This window comes from Palaeococcus ferrophilus DSM 13482 (assembly GCF_000966265.1).
In the GTDB taxonomy this organism is placed as follows: Archaea; Methanobacteriota_B; Thermococci; order Thermococcales; family Thermococcaceae; genus Palaeococcus; species Palaeococcus ferrophilus.
Window position 1 is genome coordinate 340,963 of record NZ_LANF01000019.1, and the last position, 14,057, is coordinate 355,019.

The 14,057-nt window shown below is 55.9% G+C and carries 15 protein-coding genes, 1 tRNA gene and 3 pseudogenes; 12 read left to right on the plus strand and 7 right to left on the minus strand.

What is annotated here, in order from left to right; genetic code table 11:
- Positions 1-79 precede the first annotated feature (79 nt).
- The 3 genes and pseudogenes from PFER_RS12570 to PFER_RS11535 all read right to left on the minus strand — a co-directional run.
- Positions 80-283: pseudogene (locus PFER_RS12570) on the minus strand (LAGLIDADG family homing endonuclease); the annotation flags it as partial.
- 36 nt (positions 284-319) lie between these two features.
- Positions 320-649: pseudogene (locus tag PFER_RS12575) on the minus strand (hypothetical protein); the annotation flags it as partial.
- Positions 630-989, minus strand: a complete 360-nt coding sequence (locus PFER_RS11535) for a hypothetical protein (RefSeq protein WP_157255245.1) — start codon at positions 987-989, stop codon at positions 630-632. The gene PFER_RS11535 and the pseudogene PFER_RS12575, both read right to left, overlap by 20 nt.
- Positions 990-1,083: 94 nt before the next feature.
- On the opposite strand from PFER_RS11535, the gene PFER_RS11540 reads away from it, so the two are divergent.
- The 5 genes from PFER_RS11540 to PFER_RS11560 all read left to right on the plus strand — a co-directional run bounded on the left by PFER_RS11540 (position 1,084) and on the right by PFER_RS11560 (position 5,363).
- On the plus strand, positions 1,084-1,887 hold the full coding sequence (locus PFER_RS11540; protein WP_048152557.1) for a GTP cyclohydrolase IV: 804 nt from the start codon (positions 1,084-1,086) through the stop codon (positions 1,885-1,887).
- 79 nt (positions 1,888-1,966) lie between these two features.
- Positions 1,967-2,272 carry an MTH1187 family thiamine-binding protein gene (locus tag PFER_RS11545; protein WP_048152559.1) on the plus strand — a complete coding sequence of 102 codons (306 nt, stop codon included), beginning with the start codon at positions 1,967-1,969 and terminating at the stop codon, positions 2,270-2,272.
- A gap of 2 nt (positions 2,273-2,274) precedes the next feature.
- Positions 2,275-3,447: a DUF373 family protein gene (locus tag PFER_RS11550; RefSeq protein ID WP_048152709.1), complete on the plus strand. Its 1,173-nt coding sequence runs from the start codon at positions 2,275-2,277 to the stop codon at positions 3,445-3,447.
- The gene (locus PFER_RS11555; RefSeq protein ID WP_048152562.1) at positions 3,416-4,483 is read left to right on the plus strand and encodes a hypothetical protein; all 1,068 of its coding nucleotides are present in this window, start codon (positions 3,416-3,418) and stop codon (positions 4,481-4,483) included. Before PFER_RS11550 ends, PFER_RS11555 begins: the two co-directional genes overlap by 32 nt.
- Before the next feature lie 40 nt (positions 4,484-4,523).
- The gene (locus PFER_RS11560) at positions 4,524-5,363 is read left to right on the plus strand and encodes a deoxyribonuclease IV (RefSeq protein WP_048152565.1); all 840 of its coding nucleotides are present in this window, start codon (positions 4,524-4,526) and stop codon (positions 5,361-5,363) included.
- Here PFER_RS11560 and PFER_RS11565 read toward each other — a convergent pair.
- Positions 5,348-6,166 carry a DUF835 domain-containing protein gene (locus tag PFER_RS11565; RefSeq protein WP_048152568.1) on the minus strand — a complete coding sequence of 273 codons (819 nt, stop codon included), beginning with the start codon at positions 6,164-6,166 and terminating at the stop codon, positions 5,348-5,350. The two genes, PFER_RS11560 and PFER_RS11565, sit on opposite strands and share 16 nt — an antisense overlap.
- A 122-nt stretch (positions 6,167-6,288) precedes the next feature.
- On the opposite strand from PFER_RS11565, the gene PFER_RS11570 reads away from it, so the two are divergent.
- The 4 genes from PFER_RS11570 to PFER_RS11585 all read left to right on the plus strand — a co-directional run bounded on the left by PFER_RS11570 (position 6,289) and on the right by PFER_RS11585 (position 8,992).
- The gene (locus tag PFER_RS11570) at positions 6,289-6,927 is read left to right on the plus strand and encodes an MBL fold metallo-hydrolase (RefSeq protein WP_048152570.1); all 639 of its coding nucleotides are present in this window, start codon (positions 6,289-6,291) and stop codon (positions 6,925-6,927) included.
- A 2-nt stretch (positions 6,928-6,929) separates the two neighbouring features.
- On the plus strand, positions 6,930-7,589 hold the full coding sequence (gene radB / locus PFER_RS11575; RefSeq protein ID WP_048152572.1) for a DNA repair and recombination protein RadB: 660 nt from the start codon (positions 6,930-6,932) through the stop codon (positions 7,587-7,589).
- A gap of 92 nt (positions 7,590-7,681) precedes the next feature.
- Positions 7,682-8,851, plus strand: a complete 1,170-nt coding sequence (locus PFER_RS11580) for a pyridoxal phosphate-dependent aminotransferase (protein WP_048152575.1) — start codon at positions 7,682-7,684, stop codon at positions 8,849-8,851.
- Positions 8,852-8,915: 64 nt separating this feature from the next.
- Positions 8,916-8,992, plus strand: a tRNA-Val gene (locus PFER_RS11585).
- A 66-nt stretch (positions 8,993-9,058) separates the two neighbouring features.
- On the opposite strand, the gene PFER_RS11590 is transcribed toward PFER_RS11585, so the two are convergent.
- Both PFER_RS11590 and PFER_RS11595 read right to left on the minus strand, forming a co-directional pair.
- Entirely contained in the window at positions 9,059-9,835 is a 777-nt protein-coding gene (locus PFER_RS11590; protein ID WP_048152577.1) for a M48 family metallopeptidase, read from the minus strand.
- A gap of 6 nt (positions 9,836-9,841) precedes the next feature.
- The gene (locus PFER_RS11595) at positions 9,842-10,207 is read right to left on the minus strand and encodes a BlaI/MecI/CopY family transcriptional regulator (protein ID WP_048152579.1); all 366 of its coding nucleotides are present in this window, start codon (positions 10,205-10,207) and stop codon (positions 9,842-9,844) included.
- An 81-nt stretch (positions 10,208-10,288) separates the two neighbouring features.
- Between PFER_RS11595 and PFER_RS11600 the strand changes: the two genes are divergently transcribed.
- Positions 10,289-10,816, plus strand: coding sequence for a deoxycytidylate deaminase (locus tag PFER_RS11600; protein WP_048152581.1), 528 nt, complete (start codon positions 10,289-10,291; stop codon positions 10,814-10,816).
- A 93-nt stretch (positions 10,817-10,909) separates the two neighbouring features.
- Here the strand turns inward: PFER_RS11600 and gcvH are convergent, their stop codons facing one another.
- Positions 10,910-11,314, minus strand: coding sequence for a glycine cleavage system protein GcvH (gene gcvH / locus PFER_RS11605; protein WP_048152583.1), 405 nt, complete (start codon positions 11,312-11,314; stop codon positions 10,910-10,912).
- Between the two features lie 100 nt (positions 11,315-11,414).
- On the opposite strand from gcvH, the pseudogene PFER_RS11610 reads away from it, so the two are divergent.
- Together PFER_RS11610 and PFER_RS11615 are read left to right on the plus strand one after the other, a co-directional pair.
- Positions 11,415-12,321: pseudogene (locus PFER_RS11610) on the plus strand (pantoate kinase).
- A 40-nt stretch (positions 12,322-12,361) separates the two neighbouring features.
- On the plus strand, positions 12,362-14,038 hold the full coding sequence (locus PFER_RS11615; RefSeq protein WP_048152585.1) for an ATP-dependent DNA ligase: 1,677 nt from the start codon (positions 12,362-12,364) through the stop codon (positions 14,036-14,038).
- Positions 14,039-14,057: the final 19 nt, after the last annotated feature.

Here is a 14,057-nt window from a genome sequence, read left to right on the forward strand (position 1 = left end):
GATAGAGGGCGGGCATTATTTCCTTTTTTCCAGTTATTGAGGTGTGCTTGTGGTCGAGCCAGTAAAATGAGTACCCCAGTTCATTTGCCCATTGTTTAAACCTCTCAAGAACCTCCCTGTCTTTCATTGCTATACGTATCCGTCTTGAGCCGTTTTTTAGGCTCCATATTGTTCCATCGCCGTCAACTATTCCAGCCAACCATCCGCGAATGAACGATTTATTCGGGTTAAAGACAAACGTTGTCCCGATTGTCCTGACGTTTTTTCCGAGGAGATCTTTGATGGCTCTTTTACGCTCTCCATAGTAGTAGAACTTGTGGTTGGGGGTAACCTTAAGGGAGTTTCCGCTTTCAAACCTCACTCTAACGACTTCGGATGGCCTCTTAAAGCTCTCCAGGACCCTGACTGGATACAGTTTGTTGGTTTTTTCGTTGTATCCCATTACGAGTTCTCCGGGCTTTATGGTTTCAATGTTCCTCCAGCTTAAATCGGCCATTAAAACCTTGCTCTCTCTTCCAAAGCACCACTCACAGTGAAGGTCGCAGCCGGCGAATCTAACGAATATCTGCCTCCTCCCGAAGGCGGAACCTTCAACGCTTCCCCCTTCCCCCTGCCAGCTGTTGAACACCTCAGCCATCAGCAGCTTCATTCACGCTCACCTTCTCTCCATTGAGCAGGAGCCGCCACGTTATGTATGCGTCAATCTTTATCACCATGCTCGGATTTTTTGACTCCGGAACCACAAGGAGGGCCTCCACAAGACCCTCTTCCATCTCCAGTTCCCGGAGCAGGCGTCTGAACAGCTCCTCCCTATCCGTGATCATGTCGTCCATAAGCGAGGCCTCGTTCTGCTCGCTTACGTCGAGGATGGCCCCCTCCTCCCAGAGGGCGTTGAGCAAGGGGGTCAAATCGTCCATCACCCTGTATATCCTGTAGAGTCTTCCCATGTGCCGCTCACTCTCAAGACGGGCGTTTATCCTCATTCTCATCACCCATGGAAGTGGTTGGGAATCCTTAAAGACTTTTTGAGTGCAAAACCTTAAAAGGGCTCCCAGTTAGGTTCCCCTAAGTGAGGTGAGAGACATGATTTTCGAGACACAGGAGGAGAGGCCGGAGATAATGGAGAACCTCCACCGCGTCGGCATCACCAACCTGAGGACCGTTGCAAGGATAAACTGGAAGGGAAAGGTTTACACGTTCATCCCGACCTTCGAGATAACGATAGACGTGCCCGCGGAGAAGAAGGGCATACACATGAGCAGGCTTGTTGAGAGCATAACCGAGACCATGGGCGAGGCCGTTGAGGAGGAGGTCCTTGAGCCCCACACCTCGCTCGAGGAGCTCGGAAAGTGCATAATCAAGCGCCTTGAGGGCAAGCACCCCCACAGGCGCGCCGAGGTCTGGATAAAGACCCAGCTCGTCATGGAGAGAACCACGCCCGCAAGCGGCAGGAGGAGCCTTGAAACGTATGACGTCGAGGTCGGCGTTGTTAAAAACTACGATGGCTCCTTTGAGAAGGTTCTCCGCGTGAAGGCCATAGGCAACACGGCCTGTCCTCACGCGATGGCCAACAACGAGGGGAAGACCCACATACAGCGTGCAGTTGGTGAGCTCGAAGTCAGGGCCCCATTTGATGAGGAAATCGCCCTTGAGGACATGATAGACGTTGTCGAGGGTTCCTTCAGCCACCCAACGTACACGCTCCTCAAGACGGTTGACGAGAACGCGGTTGTGCAGGGGATGTACAGAAACCCCAAGTTTGTGGAGGACGTTGCGAGGGAGATTCTCGCGAGGGCAAAGGAGCGCTTCAAGGGTAGGATTCACGTTAGGGTTGTCAGCCACGAGAGCATTCACAAGCACGACGTGATAGCTGAAACCTGGAGCTGATTTTCCATTTTTGCCCTTCTCTTCTATGCCCACCGTTAAATTTAAAAAATTGCCGACTTAAGTTTAGTCGGGTGTCGAAATGTCTGTTATCATAGAGTTCGTTATCGTGCCCCTGGGGGAGCTCAGCCTGAGCCGATACGTAGCGGCGGTAGTAAAGCTTTTAGAGGAGAAAGGCGTAAAGTATATGCTGACACCCATGGCAACGATAATGGAGGTTCCAACTGTGGAGGAGGGCCTCAGGATCATAAACGAGGCCCACGAGCTGATGTTCAAGCTCGGTGCAAAGAGGGTCTCGACCACGATAAGGATTGACGATAGAAGGGACAGGGAAAGGCACATGGAGGATAAGGTCGAGTCCGTGATGAATAAGGTCAGGGAGGGTTGAAGATTCGGGCCCTTGTTCTTGCGATAGATAGGGATGATGACTTCGGTAGGAAGGCGGGCGTTAAGGGTCCGGTAGTTGGGAGAGACGCCTGCATAGACGCCGCCCTAAAACTCAGTCTCGCGGATCCTGAAGATAGCGATGCGAACGTCCTCTACGCGGCCATAAAACTTAGGGACCAGCTCAAGGAGAGCGGTGATTTTGAGGATGTGGAGGTTGCTCTCATCACGGGGCACGAGGATGTTGGGGTTAAGAGCGATGTTGAGCTCCTGAAACAGCTGAACGCGGTTCTCCACGAGTTCGAGGCGGATGGGGTCATCCCCGTTACGGACGGGGCCGAGGACGAGCAGGTTTTTCCGATAATAACTTCGCGCATACCCATAATAAGCACCCACCGCGTGGTTGTCAAGCAGAGCGAGAGCATAGAGACGACATACTACATAATCTACCGTTACCTCAGGGAGATTCTGGGTGATCCGGAGGTTGCGAAGGTCGTCCTTGGAATCCCGGGTCTCATAGCGATAATGTACGGTGTGGCGAGGCTCATATCCATCCAGTACCCTCAGAGCGTTGGTATAATCTCCTCCGCCGTCGGGGGGACGATACTCCTCGTCATCGGTGCCTACTTCTTTAACAAGGGCTTCAACCTGTCTCCCATGCTAAAGGGAGCGTGGGCGGGTGTTAAGGATGCCTTCAGCAAGAGGCTCGTTAGCGTGGTCTCGACGGTGATAGGCATTTTCGTCATTCTGAGCGGCGCCCTGCAGGTCCACTTCAACCTCGCATACTACATCAGGAACTCCTCGACAATCTCTCTCCCCGGCGTTCCAACCAATCCACTGCTCCAGCTTGTTCTATACGTGTACTTCCTGAACCCGATGCTCGTTACGGGTCTTGGCGTCATAATCCTTGGACGCATGCTCCAGGCGTACATAAGGAAGGACTACCACATATGGCACCACGTAACGGAGCTCCTCCTCCTGCCGGCGATATGGGGGAGTGTTGACATAACCACCACGTACATCCTTAACCTAGCGTCCCCGGCGCTCATAGAATTCTACCGCAAGCTCCTTATAGTCATAGGAGATATAGTCTTCGCGTCCCTCGTGGGGATGTACATGAGGGAAAAGGTTAGGGGATGGGGTAAGATTGAGACTCGAAAGGGCACTCCGAGAGCTTGAGAAGCTCGAGGAAAAGAACGAAAAAAAGAGAAAAAAGCTCCACGATGAGTACTTTAAAAAGGCCGGCAGGATTCTCAAGGGCATAAGGAAAGAGATCAGCGGTCTCGAAAGGGAGAAACTCCCCAAGAAGGTTGACGAGAGACTTGCGAGGATAGTGGAGAACGAGAGGAGAGCTTACATCACGACGTTTGCCAACCTCCTCGGCAGGGTAGAGGGAATGGACGACATCGGGCGCTTCCTCCCGGAGTTCTCGAAGTTCCACGTGGGCCATGGACGCTACCTCCTCGAGTTCTTTGAGAAGAGGGTGTACAAAATAAACCGTCTCCTCCGCGACCTCTCTGCCCTCTACGCGGAATACCTGGAGGCGCTGGAGAAGCTTCCCCACACGGAGGTTCCGGATGTGGAATCAAAGCTCTCCCGCATGGGCGAACTGAGAAGGGACATAGGCAGGCTGGAGGGGGAGATTGGGAGGCTCCGCGTAGAGGAGGAATCCCTGAAGGAGGAGCTCTCCAGAGCGAGGGAGAGCGCCGGCATCGGGGCCCTCGAGGAGAGGGTGAGGACCCTACGCAGCGAACTCTCCTCGAAGGAGATGGGGGTGGTGTCCGCCCTCTCATCGCTCAAAAAACCCCTCAAGCGGGCAAGACTCGGAGGAGATGCCTTCAACGCCTTCATGGCGGACACGAGATTCGCCCTCAAGGAGCCGGAGGCTGTTAGAAAGCTCATCGAGGAGGGCCTCAACAGCGGTTACTTCTCCGGCAAATACGAGCTGAAGGCCCGTGAGGCACTCAAAGCGCTCGACCTGGTGCCGGAACTAAGGGAAAGAAGGGAGGCGTTGCTTGCGGCGGAGGGAGAGCTCAACGCCCGCAGGAAGGAGGTCGAGGAATTCGAGGTTAAACTCCGCCACCTTCGCGAGAGCATTGAGAGGAAGGAGAGGGAGCTCGAACGCCTCAGGGAGGAGATGGAACGCCTCGAGGAGCAGCTCAACGAGGCCATCTCCAGAATCGAGGACATCTTGGGCGAACGGATAGAGCGGTAGGTTTATTAATTAGGGTAACCTAATTCTTTTGGTGGTGAGGATGTTCAAGGTTGAGAGGCTTCGCTTCGGAACGGCCGGGATACCAATCTCAACTCCCAGGCGTTCTACCGTTGACGGCATAAAATGGGTGAGGGGACTCGGGCTGGACGCTATGGAGCTGGAATTCGTCCGCGGGGTCAACATGAAGCCGGAACTGGCAAAAAAGATAAAGTACGTCGCCAAAAAGCACGACGTCCTCCTCACGGCCCACGCGCCCTACTACATCAACCTCAACGCGGCGGAGAAGGCAAAGGTTGAAGCTAGCAAGAAGCGCATCATACAGAGCGCCGAGAGGCTCTACGAAGCCGGCGGCTGGAGCGTCGTCTTTCACGCGGGGTACTACCTCAAGCAGCCCCCCGAGAGCGTATATCAGAAGATACTGGAAGCACTCAAGGACATCCAGAAGGAGCTGATGGATAGGGGGGTGGAGGTGTGGATAAGGCCCGAACTCACGGGAAAGCCCACCCAGTTCGGCGACCTCGAGGAGATAGTGAAGCTCAGCGAGGAGATTGAGATGGTTCTCCCGACGATAGACTTCGCTCACGCACACGCGAGGAACAAGGGGAAGTGCAACTCAACTGAGGAGTGGCGCGGGATGCTCTCGCTCATGGAGGAGCGCCTCGGGAGGGAGGCCCTTGATAACATGCATATCCACATGAGCGGCATTGAGTACACCGCCAAGGGCGAGAGAAGGCATCTGCCCCTCAAGGAGAGCGACATGAGATGGGAAGAACTGCTGGAGGTTCTCAAGGAGTTCAGGGTTAAGGGAGTGGTGATAAGCGAAAGCCCCAACATCGAGGATGACGCAATTCTAATGAAAAAAACCTACGAGGAGCTCTGAAGCTCCCTCACATTTCTCAGCTCGGACTCGAGGAACGCCACGTCCTTGGGGTCGAGGGACTCTTTATCGTAGGGCACGAGGAGTAGGCCCCTGTGCAGCTCCACCATGTCGCGCAGGTTCGTGATGAACTTCAGGACAGCCTTTCTGTCGTTTTCGAGCATGAGGTATTCTATGCCGTCGAGGAGCACGACCTTGTCAAGGTCTGACTCCTTCAGGAACTGTTCTATGATGTGCTGAATGTAGGGGAGGCGCGTTGGGTGAACCGCCTCTTCGCTGTCTACCTTGGAGAGCCAGAGCACGGGCACTTTCTCGAGTCCCAGCCTCTCCCTGAACGCCTTCGGTGGAAGGCGCGTTATTGCCATCCCAGGTATCCTGTGGACGTACTCCTTGAAGAGGCTGTAGCAGACGTCTTTGTCCCCACCGTAGGCCGAATGTTCGATTTCACCTGAAACTTCCGTGGCTATCTTTATCACCTTGAACGTGCCCCTCGCGAAGGGAACGTAGAGCAGGAACACCGCCGCGAAAAACAGGAGCGCACCGACCACGAGGATTATTGAGCGCACCTCCATGAATGCGGCATGATCCTCCATGAGCACGTCCGTGCGGGAGATTACACCCAGTGTCTGGGCTATTGCAACGAGTACGAATGCGACGAAGAGCGACTGCACGCTTCGCTTGAACTCAGGGAAGCTCATGGCCTCGTAGAGCCGCTCCTTACTCCTGTAGAGCACCAGTATGCCCCCTACCATGAGGGCCAAAACCACGAGATCCCTAAGGAAGTACGGAAGGTCAAGCACCTTCATTGTTATCCCTAATTTATACTCTGGGGAGCTTCCATTATTTAAACGTTGCCGCAACGGGAGGGAAAGCTTTAAGTTGTTGGGGGTAGAGTGTCAATTATCCCGAGCGATATGGAGGTATTGCGATGAGAATTACCTGGCTTGGACACGCGTGCTTTTACATAGAGACAAAGGGCGTGAGACTCCTGATAGACCCCTACGAGGATCTGGACGACGACCTTGTGGGAGAGGTAGACTACGTGCTCGTAACCCATGAACACCACGACCACTACGGCAAGGCGCCCCTTATAGCAAGGCTCAGGGAGGCCACACTGATAGGCCCGAAGACGGTCTACCTCATGGCCATCAGCGACGGGGTAACCAAGGCAAAGGCGGTTGAAATCGGGGAAGAGGTGGAGCTTGAAAACGGCGTGAAGGTTTTGGCGGCCTACGCCGAGCACCCCTCTAGCCAGTACCCCGTAGGATACATGATCTTAGGCGATAAGGTTCTCTACCACATGGGCGACACCTACTCCTCCCCCCGCTTCAGGGACTACCAGAAGTACAGGGTGGACGTTCTCCTGATCCCCATAAGCGGCCGCTCCACGGCGAGCGAGAGGGAAGCGGCGGATATTATTGAGCTCATCCGCCCGCGCATGGCCATTCCAATGCACTACGGTGTTTACGGGGATGCCAGCGTGGAGGAGTTCAGGAAGAAGCTGTTCGAGAGGAGAATCTTCGTCCGCGTTGTGGAACCCGAGTTCGGAAAGCCCATAGAGGTCTGAGTATGCTGACCACGGGGAGCAGGAACCTCGACGAGCTCCTTGGTGGCGGAATAGAGGAGGGAGTGCTCACCCAGGTTTACGGCCCCTTCGCGAGCGGCAAAACAACGCTGGCCCTCCAGGTGGGGCTCTTAAGCGGGGGCAAGGTGGCCTACGTTGACACGGAGGGCGGCTTCTCACCGGAGAGGCTCGCCGGAATGGCCGAAAACAGGGGCTTCGATGTTGAAGAGGCCCTGTCACGTTTTCTCCTTTTTGAGCCCATGAGCTTTTCCGAGCAGAGAAGGGGCGTGGGTCGTCTGAAGCGCGTGGTGGATGAGCATTTCTCCCTCGTTGTGGTGGACTCCATAAGCGCCCACTACAGGGTGGAGGAGCACAGGGGGGATATGCTCCAGGACATCGCGCGGCAGCTCCAGGTGCTCTGGTGGCTCGCGAGGAGGCTTAACATAGCCGTTATGGTCATCAACCAGGTCCACTTTGACCCCAAGGGCAACGCGCCGCGCCCCATAGCGGAGACCACGCTTGGATACAGGTGCAAGGACATCCTCAGGCTCGAAAAGCACCCCAAACCCTCCGTGAGAATAGCCGTCCTCGAGAGGCACCGCTTCATGGCCGAAGGCCGGATGGCGTACTTCCGCCTGAGCGATGCCGGGATAGAGGACATTTAAATGCACCCCGGGCCACAAAATTTCACGAATGCACACTATTTTACGACGGTAAAATTATAAGCCCCGAGTTCTAGTTTTAAACGGTGATTCTCATGGCGCTGAGCGATAGGCTTGAGCTGGTTAACCCCTCAGAGATAAGGAAGCTCTTCGACCTCGCGGCTGGAATGAAGGGTTTAATCTCACTCGGAATCGGAGAACCCGACTTTGACACGCCCGAGCACATAAAGGAGTACGCGAAGGAGGCCCTCGATAAAGGGATGACGCATTACGGCCCGAACGCCGGTTTACCCATGCTCCGCAGGGCCCTCGCGAAGAAGTTTAGAGAGCAGAACGGTATTGAAGCTGACCCGGAGAGCGAGATAATGGTTCTCGTCGGTGCGAATCAGGCGTTCATCCTCGGAATGGCAGCCTTTCTCAAGGAGGGTGAGGAAGTTCTCATCCCCTCGCCGATGTTCGTGAGCTACGCCCCCGCCGTTATCCTCGCCGGAGGAAGGCCCGTGGAAGTTCCCACCTACGAGGAGAACGAGTTTAGGCTTTCAGTTGACGATCTCGAGAAGCACGTTACCGAGAAAACCAGGGCGCTCATAATAAACACCCCGAACAACCCAACAGGCTCTGTTCTGACGAAGAAGGACGTTGAGGAAATAGCGGACTTCGCGGTGGAGCACGACCTCATAGTGTTCTCCGACGAAGTTTACGAGCACTTCGTCTACGACGGTGTCAAGAACCACAGCATAGCCTCCATTGACGGCATGTTCGAACGCACAATCACCGTCAACGGCTTCTCAAAGACCTTTGCCATGACCGGCTGGCGTCTCGGCTTCGTGGCGGCTCCATCGTGGATAATCGAGAGGATGACGCGCTTCCAGATGTACAACTCCACCTGCCCCGTCACCTTCGTTCAGTACGCGGCCGCTAAGGCCCTTGAAGACCCGAGGAGCTGGAAGGCAGTGGAGGAGATGAGGAAGGAGTACGACAGGAGGAGGAACCTCGTCTGGAAACGCCTGAACGAGATGGGACTCCCAACGGTCAAGCCCACCGGTGCGTTCTACATCTTCCCGCGCGTTAAGGGTACCGGCTTGAGCAGCAAAGAGTTCAGCGAGCTCATGCTCAAGGAAGCTAAGGTTGCAGTAGTCCCGGGAAGCGCCTTCGGAAAGGCTGGGGAGGGCTACATCAGGATAAGCTACGCGACCGCCTACGAGAAGCTCGAGGAAGCAATGGACAGGATGGAGAAGGTCTTAAAGGCGAAGGGTCTCGTCTGAGCCCTTCTCCCATTTTCCCGCTGCGAAAAGGTTATAAGCCCTCCAGGGGCTAGAGGTTGTGGACGGGCCCGTGGTCTAGACGGTTATGACGCCACCCTTACAAGGTGGAGGTCCGGGGTTCGAATCCCCGCGGGCCCACCAGTACAAACTTTTGCCGAGCAAAAGTTTGATCAAAGTTTGTTTAGAGATTAAAGCAAAAAGAAAAGCTCAGTTTATCTTCTCGAGCATCTTGAAGGTGCTGGTTTCCACGAGTATGCGCCATATCCTCTCGTCGTAGCTGGGGTGTGTGGCCATGAAATCTCTCTTCGGCTTCCTCTCGAGGGTCGGCTCGATTCCCGGGAGCAGGGAGGCCTTAACACCCATCCTTATGTCCTCGTAGTACTTGAGCTCTTCCAGAGCATCCTTGAGGTCGAAGGGCCTTTCCAGCAGGTGGAGGGCCGTTTCATCCGCCATGAACTCCCTGTCCTTTAGGGTGTGCACCCTGAGAGCCTCGTAGAGTGCGTAGAGTATGAAGGATAGCATGGCGAGGTGCGTGTGTCCGGAGAGCAGCGTTACTAGGGCCATCACCACCATCCAGTAGCGGGCGTAGGCGAGGAACGGGAACAGGCGCGTGTCGCCATTCTTTATGTGTCCTATCTCGTGGGCGGCAACGCCGAGGATTTCGTTTTCACTCAGCACCTCGAAGAGGCCTAGGGAGAGCACCAGGGCGTTTTTGAAGGAGAAGGCGTTCGGGATGTAGTCCTCGAGGATGTAAACGCGGGGCATCGCTATTCCCGCTCTGGCGGCCATCATGGCTATGCCGTCGTAGAGCCAAGGCATATCGTCATAGCGTAAACGGTGGTAGTTCCCGTTCTCCACGTTCCTCATCAGCGAACGGTAGAGGAGGACGAGGGCCAGTGCCATTACTACAGCTATGCCCACGCCAAGCCTGCCAAGGGCGAGGAACACGACCAGCGCTTGGGCCACGAGGGGGATGTAAAACATAGAGCATCACTTCTTGATCTTCGAGAGGTAGGCGAAGGTAGCCTCTTTGAAGTTGCTCATCAGTGCGTCAAGGATGCTCTCGACGACCCGCTGTTCGAACTCGTCCCTCGTGGTGGTCACCTTGTAGATGTACCTCATGCCCCCTCTCCCCTTGCTGACCTCGCGCTTGAGGAGGCCTTTGTCGCAGAGGCGGTTCATGAGTATGCTAACGGTGGAGCGCCTGAGGTCTGGATGTTTTTCCCTGAGGCTCTCGTAGACCTCGCCGGCGGTAGAAACGCGGGCCTTCCACATGTACTCCATGATCTCCGCTTCCAGGGGCGGCAGAACAGCTTTTAATCCCTCCTCGGTGAGTTTGAACTCGTGGGGCTCCATAGCTATCCCTCTTTCCGGTGATGTTATTAACTACGCGGATAACCTTTATAAAAATTCGCCCCTATCTCCTTTGGTGGTGTGATGGAGATATTCCTCGACGAGGCGAAGGCGGAGAGAATAAGGCGGATTCGCCCGACGAAGGACGAATACTTCATGCTCATAGCGAAGCTGGTTTCCCTCAGGGCCACATGTCCAAGGCTGAGGGTTGGGGCGGTTGCCGTTAAAGACGGCTACATTCTCGCCACCGGGTACAACGGCGCGCCTAGGGGGATGGACCACTGCATCGACGTTGGTTGCCTCATAGTTGACGGCCACTGCCACCGGGCCGTTCACGCGGAGCAGAACGTCATAGCGATGGCCGCGAGGAAGGGCATAAGCCTCGAGGGGGCGACCCTCTACGTCACGCACTTCCCCTGCGATACCTGCTTCAAGATAGTCCTCAACGCGGGAATACGGGAGATAGTCTACGAGGAGATGTACCCTAACGAGGCCACGGAGGTTCTCCTCAAGGAGGCGCGGGAGAAGGGCATAGTGAGGATAAGGCAGTTCAAGCTCGATAAGGAGCGTGCGAGGCTCTTCCTGCGGGAGCTCTTTGGGGAAGACTTCTGACGGCGGCGGCTATGAGGAACTCTAGGGTATCTGAATTGTGATGAGGGTCAAGACCTGAGCCGCCGAATCGCGAAAGGAAAATAAGGAGAGCTGTCAGAGGCTCTCAAGGTACTTCGCGTAGGCTTCCGCATCCATAAGCTCCTTGAGCTCCTCTTCGAGGTTGGCCGGCTTGAGCTTGGCTATCCAGGCCTCGTAGGGCTCCTCGTTGATCTTCTCGGGAGCGTCGTCAAGCTCCTCGTTGACCTCAAGGATTTCTCCGCTGACCGGGGCGTAGACCTCCGAGACGGCCTTGACGCTCTCGACCTCACAGAGGACGTCGCCCTTTGAGACCTCGGTTCCCACCTCAGGGAGCTCGACGTAGGCCAGATCGCCAAGCTCCTTCTGGGCGTAGTCGCTTATCCCTACGAGAACCGTTCCGTCCTCAAGAACCTGGGCCCACTCGTGGTCCTTGGTGTAGTAAAGGCCTTCTTTGACCTTGTATTCACCGACTTCAATCATAGCAATCACCGCTTGTTTTATCTACAAAAAACATTTAAACCTTTCTCTTCAGGGGCTACCCTTAAAAATTCCGGCGCGTATGCCCTCTGGAGGTGATGAGATGCTGGTAAGGGCCTTTATTCCAGCTCACATAACGGCTTTTTTTGTGCCTGTGTTCAACGAGGAGCCCCTTCTGGCGGGTTCCCTTGGGGCGGGGGTAAACATAGATAAGGGCGTTAACGTTTTTCTCTCCATAGGGGACGGGCTGGAGAGACACATCCACGTAGCCTTCAACGGCGAGCCGGTCTCACGGGAGAGGGCCAGCATAAGCTACTCCGTGGCCGAGGAGCTCATTCCTAATGACTTCACGGGCGAGGTTGAGGTGTGGCAGTACTTCGACTTCCCCAACGGCTACGGCTTCGCGAACAGCGGTGGGGGTGCCCTCGGAACGGCCCTTGCTATAGCCTACGCGTTCAAAAATAGAACGCTCCTCCAGGCTGCCCAGGTGGCGCACAAACACGAGGTGCTCAACAGGGGGGGGCTTGGGGGATATAGTGGCCCAGCTCCACGGCGGGGTCGAGATACGCGTTAAGGCCGGCGGCCCGGGAGTGGGGGTGGTTGACGAGATTTTCGTGGAGGGTTACAGGGTTCTCGCCGTTCCGATGGGACGCCTCTCCACAAGGGAGGTGCTGGACGGGGAGGTTATAGCGCTGATTGAGCGCGAGGGCAGGAAGGCGCTCGATGGGCTCCTTACCGAGCCGACGGTTGAGAACATGATGAGGCTGGCGCGCTCCTTTGCTGAAAACACGGGTTTGCTGGAGGGGGAGCTCCTCGAGATGGCGAGGGAGCTCGACAGGGTTCTTGGAATTCCGTGCTCGATGGTGATGCTCGGAAGAAGCCTCTTCGCATTCCTGCGTGAGGAGGAGGTCGGAAAGGTCAGGGAGATGCTCTCGGAGCTCTCCATCGAGAACTACACCATCGCGGAGGTCTGGGGTAAGAGACCCGAGGTGGGCCGGTGGGTAGGTTAAGTTTTTATCCCTCTTCCCCCATTTTATACCGGTGGTGAACGTGAGGTATTCTGAGCTTGCCGACCTCTACGAGAGGCTTGAGAAGACAACGCTGAAAACCGTCAAGACGCGCCTCGTGGCGGAGTTTCTTCGAAAGGTTCCGGATGAGCTGATAGAAATCGTGCCCTACCTCATTCTCGGCAAGGTTTTCCCGGACTGGGATGAGAGGGAGCTGGGAGTTGGGGAGAAGCTCCTCATAAAGGCCGTCGCCATGGCCACGGGGGTTAGCGAGAGTGAGATTTTAAACTCCGTGAGGGACACGGGCGACCTCGGGAGGAGCATAGAGGAGGCCCTGAAGAAAAAGAGGCAGAAGAGCTTTTTCTCCCAGCCGCTCACCATAAAACGCGTTTATGAAAACTTCGTCAAGGTGTCGGAAGCCAGCGGGGAGAGGAGCCAGGACAGGAAGCTCAAGCTCCTCGCCAACGTCTTCATGGATGCCGGGCCAAAGGAGGGGCGCTATCTGGCGCGCACGGTACTCGGGACTATGAGGACGGGGGTTGCGGAGGGCCTTTTGAGGGACGCGATTGCGGAGGCCTTTAAAGTCAAGGCGGAGCTCGTTGAGAGGGCCTACATGCTCACGAGCGACTTTGGCTACGTGGCAAGGATAGCAAAGCTCGAGGGGGATGAGGGTCTTTCCTCCGTCAGGATGCAGATAGGAAAGCCCATACGACCGATGCTGGCCCAGCAGGCCTCGGGTGTTGAGGAGGCCCTGAGGGAGATGGGGGGAACGGCGGAGTTCGAGATAAAGTACGACGGGGCGAGGGTGCAGGTGCACCGCGATGGAGACACCGTTATCGTCTACTCCCGCAGGCTGGAGAACGTGACGCGCTCCATCCCAGAGGTGGTGGAGAGGATAAAGGCCCACGTCAGGGCGGAGCGGGCGATAGTGGAAGGAGAGCTCGTGGCTGTCGGCGAGGACGGAAGGCCGAGGCCGTTCCAGTTCGTTTTGAGGCGCTTCAGGCGGAAGTACGATATCAAGGAGATGATAAAAAAGATTCCCCTCGAACTCAACCTCTTCGATGCCCTCTACGTTGACGGCGGGGAGCTCATAGAGGTGCCCCTTGAGGAGAGGAGGAAGAGGCTGGAGGAGATAGTTGAGGAGGGGGAGGGCATAAGGCTTGCCGTCAAACTCGTCACGGACAGTGCGGAGGAAGCAGAGCGCTTCTACAGGGAGGCACTCAAGCTCGGTCACGAGGGGCTGATGGCGAAGAGGCTGGATTCAATCTACGAGCCCGGCAACCGCGGTAAGAAGTGGCTCAAGATAAAGCCGACCATGGAGAACCTTGATCTCGTCATCATCGGCGCCGAGTGGGGAGAAGGGAGAAGGGCGCACTTCCTCGGCTCCTACCTTGTGGCCGCCTACGACCCCGAAAGGGGCGACTTCGTGCCGGTGGGGAAGGTCGGGAGCGGCTTCACGGACGAGGATTTGGCGAAGTTCACGGAGATGCTCAAACCCCTAATCGTCGAGGAGCACGGCAAGGAAGTGGTTATAGAGCCCAAGATAGTCATCGAGGTAACATACCAGGAGATACAGAAGAGCCCCAAGTACGAGAGCGGCTTCGCCCTGAGGTTCCCGCGCTACGTTTCCCTCAGGGAGGACAAGGGGCCTGAAGATGCTGACACGATTGACAAGGTGGCCAGGCTCTACGAACTCCAGGAGAGCATGAAGGGGAAGTGAGCGAAAGGGGTATAAAGCG

What these genes read in the sequence shown, in the direction of transcription:
- PFER_RS11580 (WP_048152575.1), top strand. Translation starts at nt 7,682, where the DNA reads ATGGCGCTGAGCGATAGGCTTGAGCTGGTTAACCCCTCAGAGATAAGG.
- PFER_RS11595 (WP_048152579.1), bottom strand. Translation starts at nt 10,207, where the DNA reads ATGGAGCCCCACGAGTTCAAACTCACCGAGGAGGGATTAAAAGCTGTT.
- PFER_RS11600 (WP_048152581.1), top strand. Translation starts at nt 10,289, where the DNA reads ATGGAGATATTCCTCGACGAGGCGAAGGCGGAGAGAATAAGGCGGATT.
- PFER_RS11590 (WP_048152577.1), bottom strand. Translation starts at nt 9,835, where the DNA reads ATGTTTTACATCCCCCTCGTGGCCCAAGCGCTGGTCGTGTTCCTCGCC.
- radB (WP_048152572.1), top strand. Translation starts at nt 6,930, where the DNA reads ATGCTGACCACGGGGAGCAGGAACCTCGACGAGCTCCTTGGTGGCGGA.
- PFER_RS11545 (WP_048152559.1), top strand. Translation starts at nt 1,967, where the DNA reads ATGTCTGTTATCATAGAGTTCGTTATCGTGCCCCTGGGGGAGCTCAGC.
- PFER_RS11565 (WP_048152568.1), bottom strand. Translation starts at nt 6,166, where the DNA reads ATGAAGGTGCTTGACCTTCCGTACTTCCTTAGGGATCTCGTGGTTTTG.
- PFER_RS11560 (WP_048152565.1), top strand. Translation starts at nt 4,524, where the DNA reads ATGTTCAAGGTTGAGAGGCTTCGCTTCGGAACGGCCGGGATACCAATC.
- gcvH (WP_048152583.1), bottom strand. Translation starts at nt 11,314, where the DNA reads ATGATTGAAGTCGGTGAATACAAGGTCAAAGAAGGCCTTTACTACACC.
- PFER_RS11540 (WP_048152557.1), top strand. Translation starts at nt 1,084, where the DNA reads ATGATTTTCGAGACACAGGAGGAGAGGCCGGAGATAATGGAGAACCTC.
- PFER_RS11535 (WP_157255245.1), bottom strand. Translation starts at nt 989, where the DNA reads ATGAGAATGAGGATAAACGCCCGTCTTGAGAGTGAGCGGCACATGGGA.
- PFER_RS11570 (WP_048152570.1), top strand. Translation starts at nt 6,289, where the DNA reads ATGAGAATTACCTGGCTTGGACACGCGTGCTTTTACATAGAGACAAAG.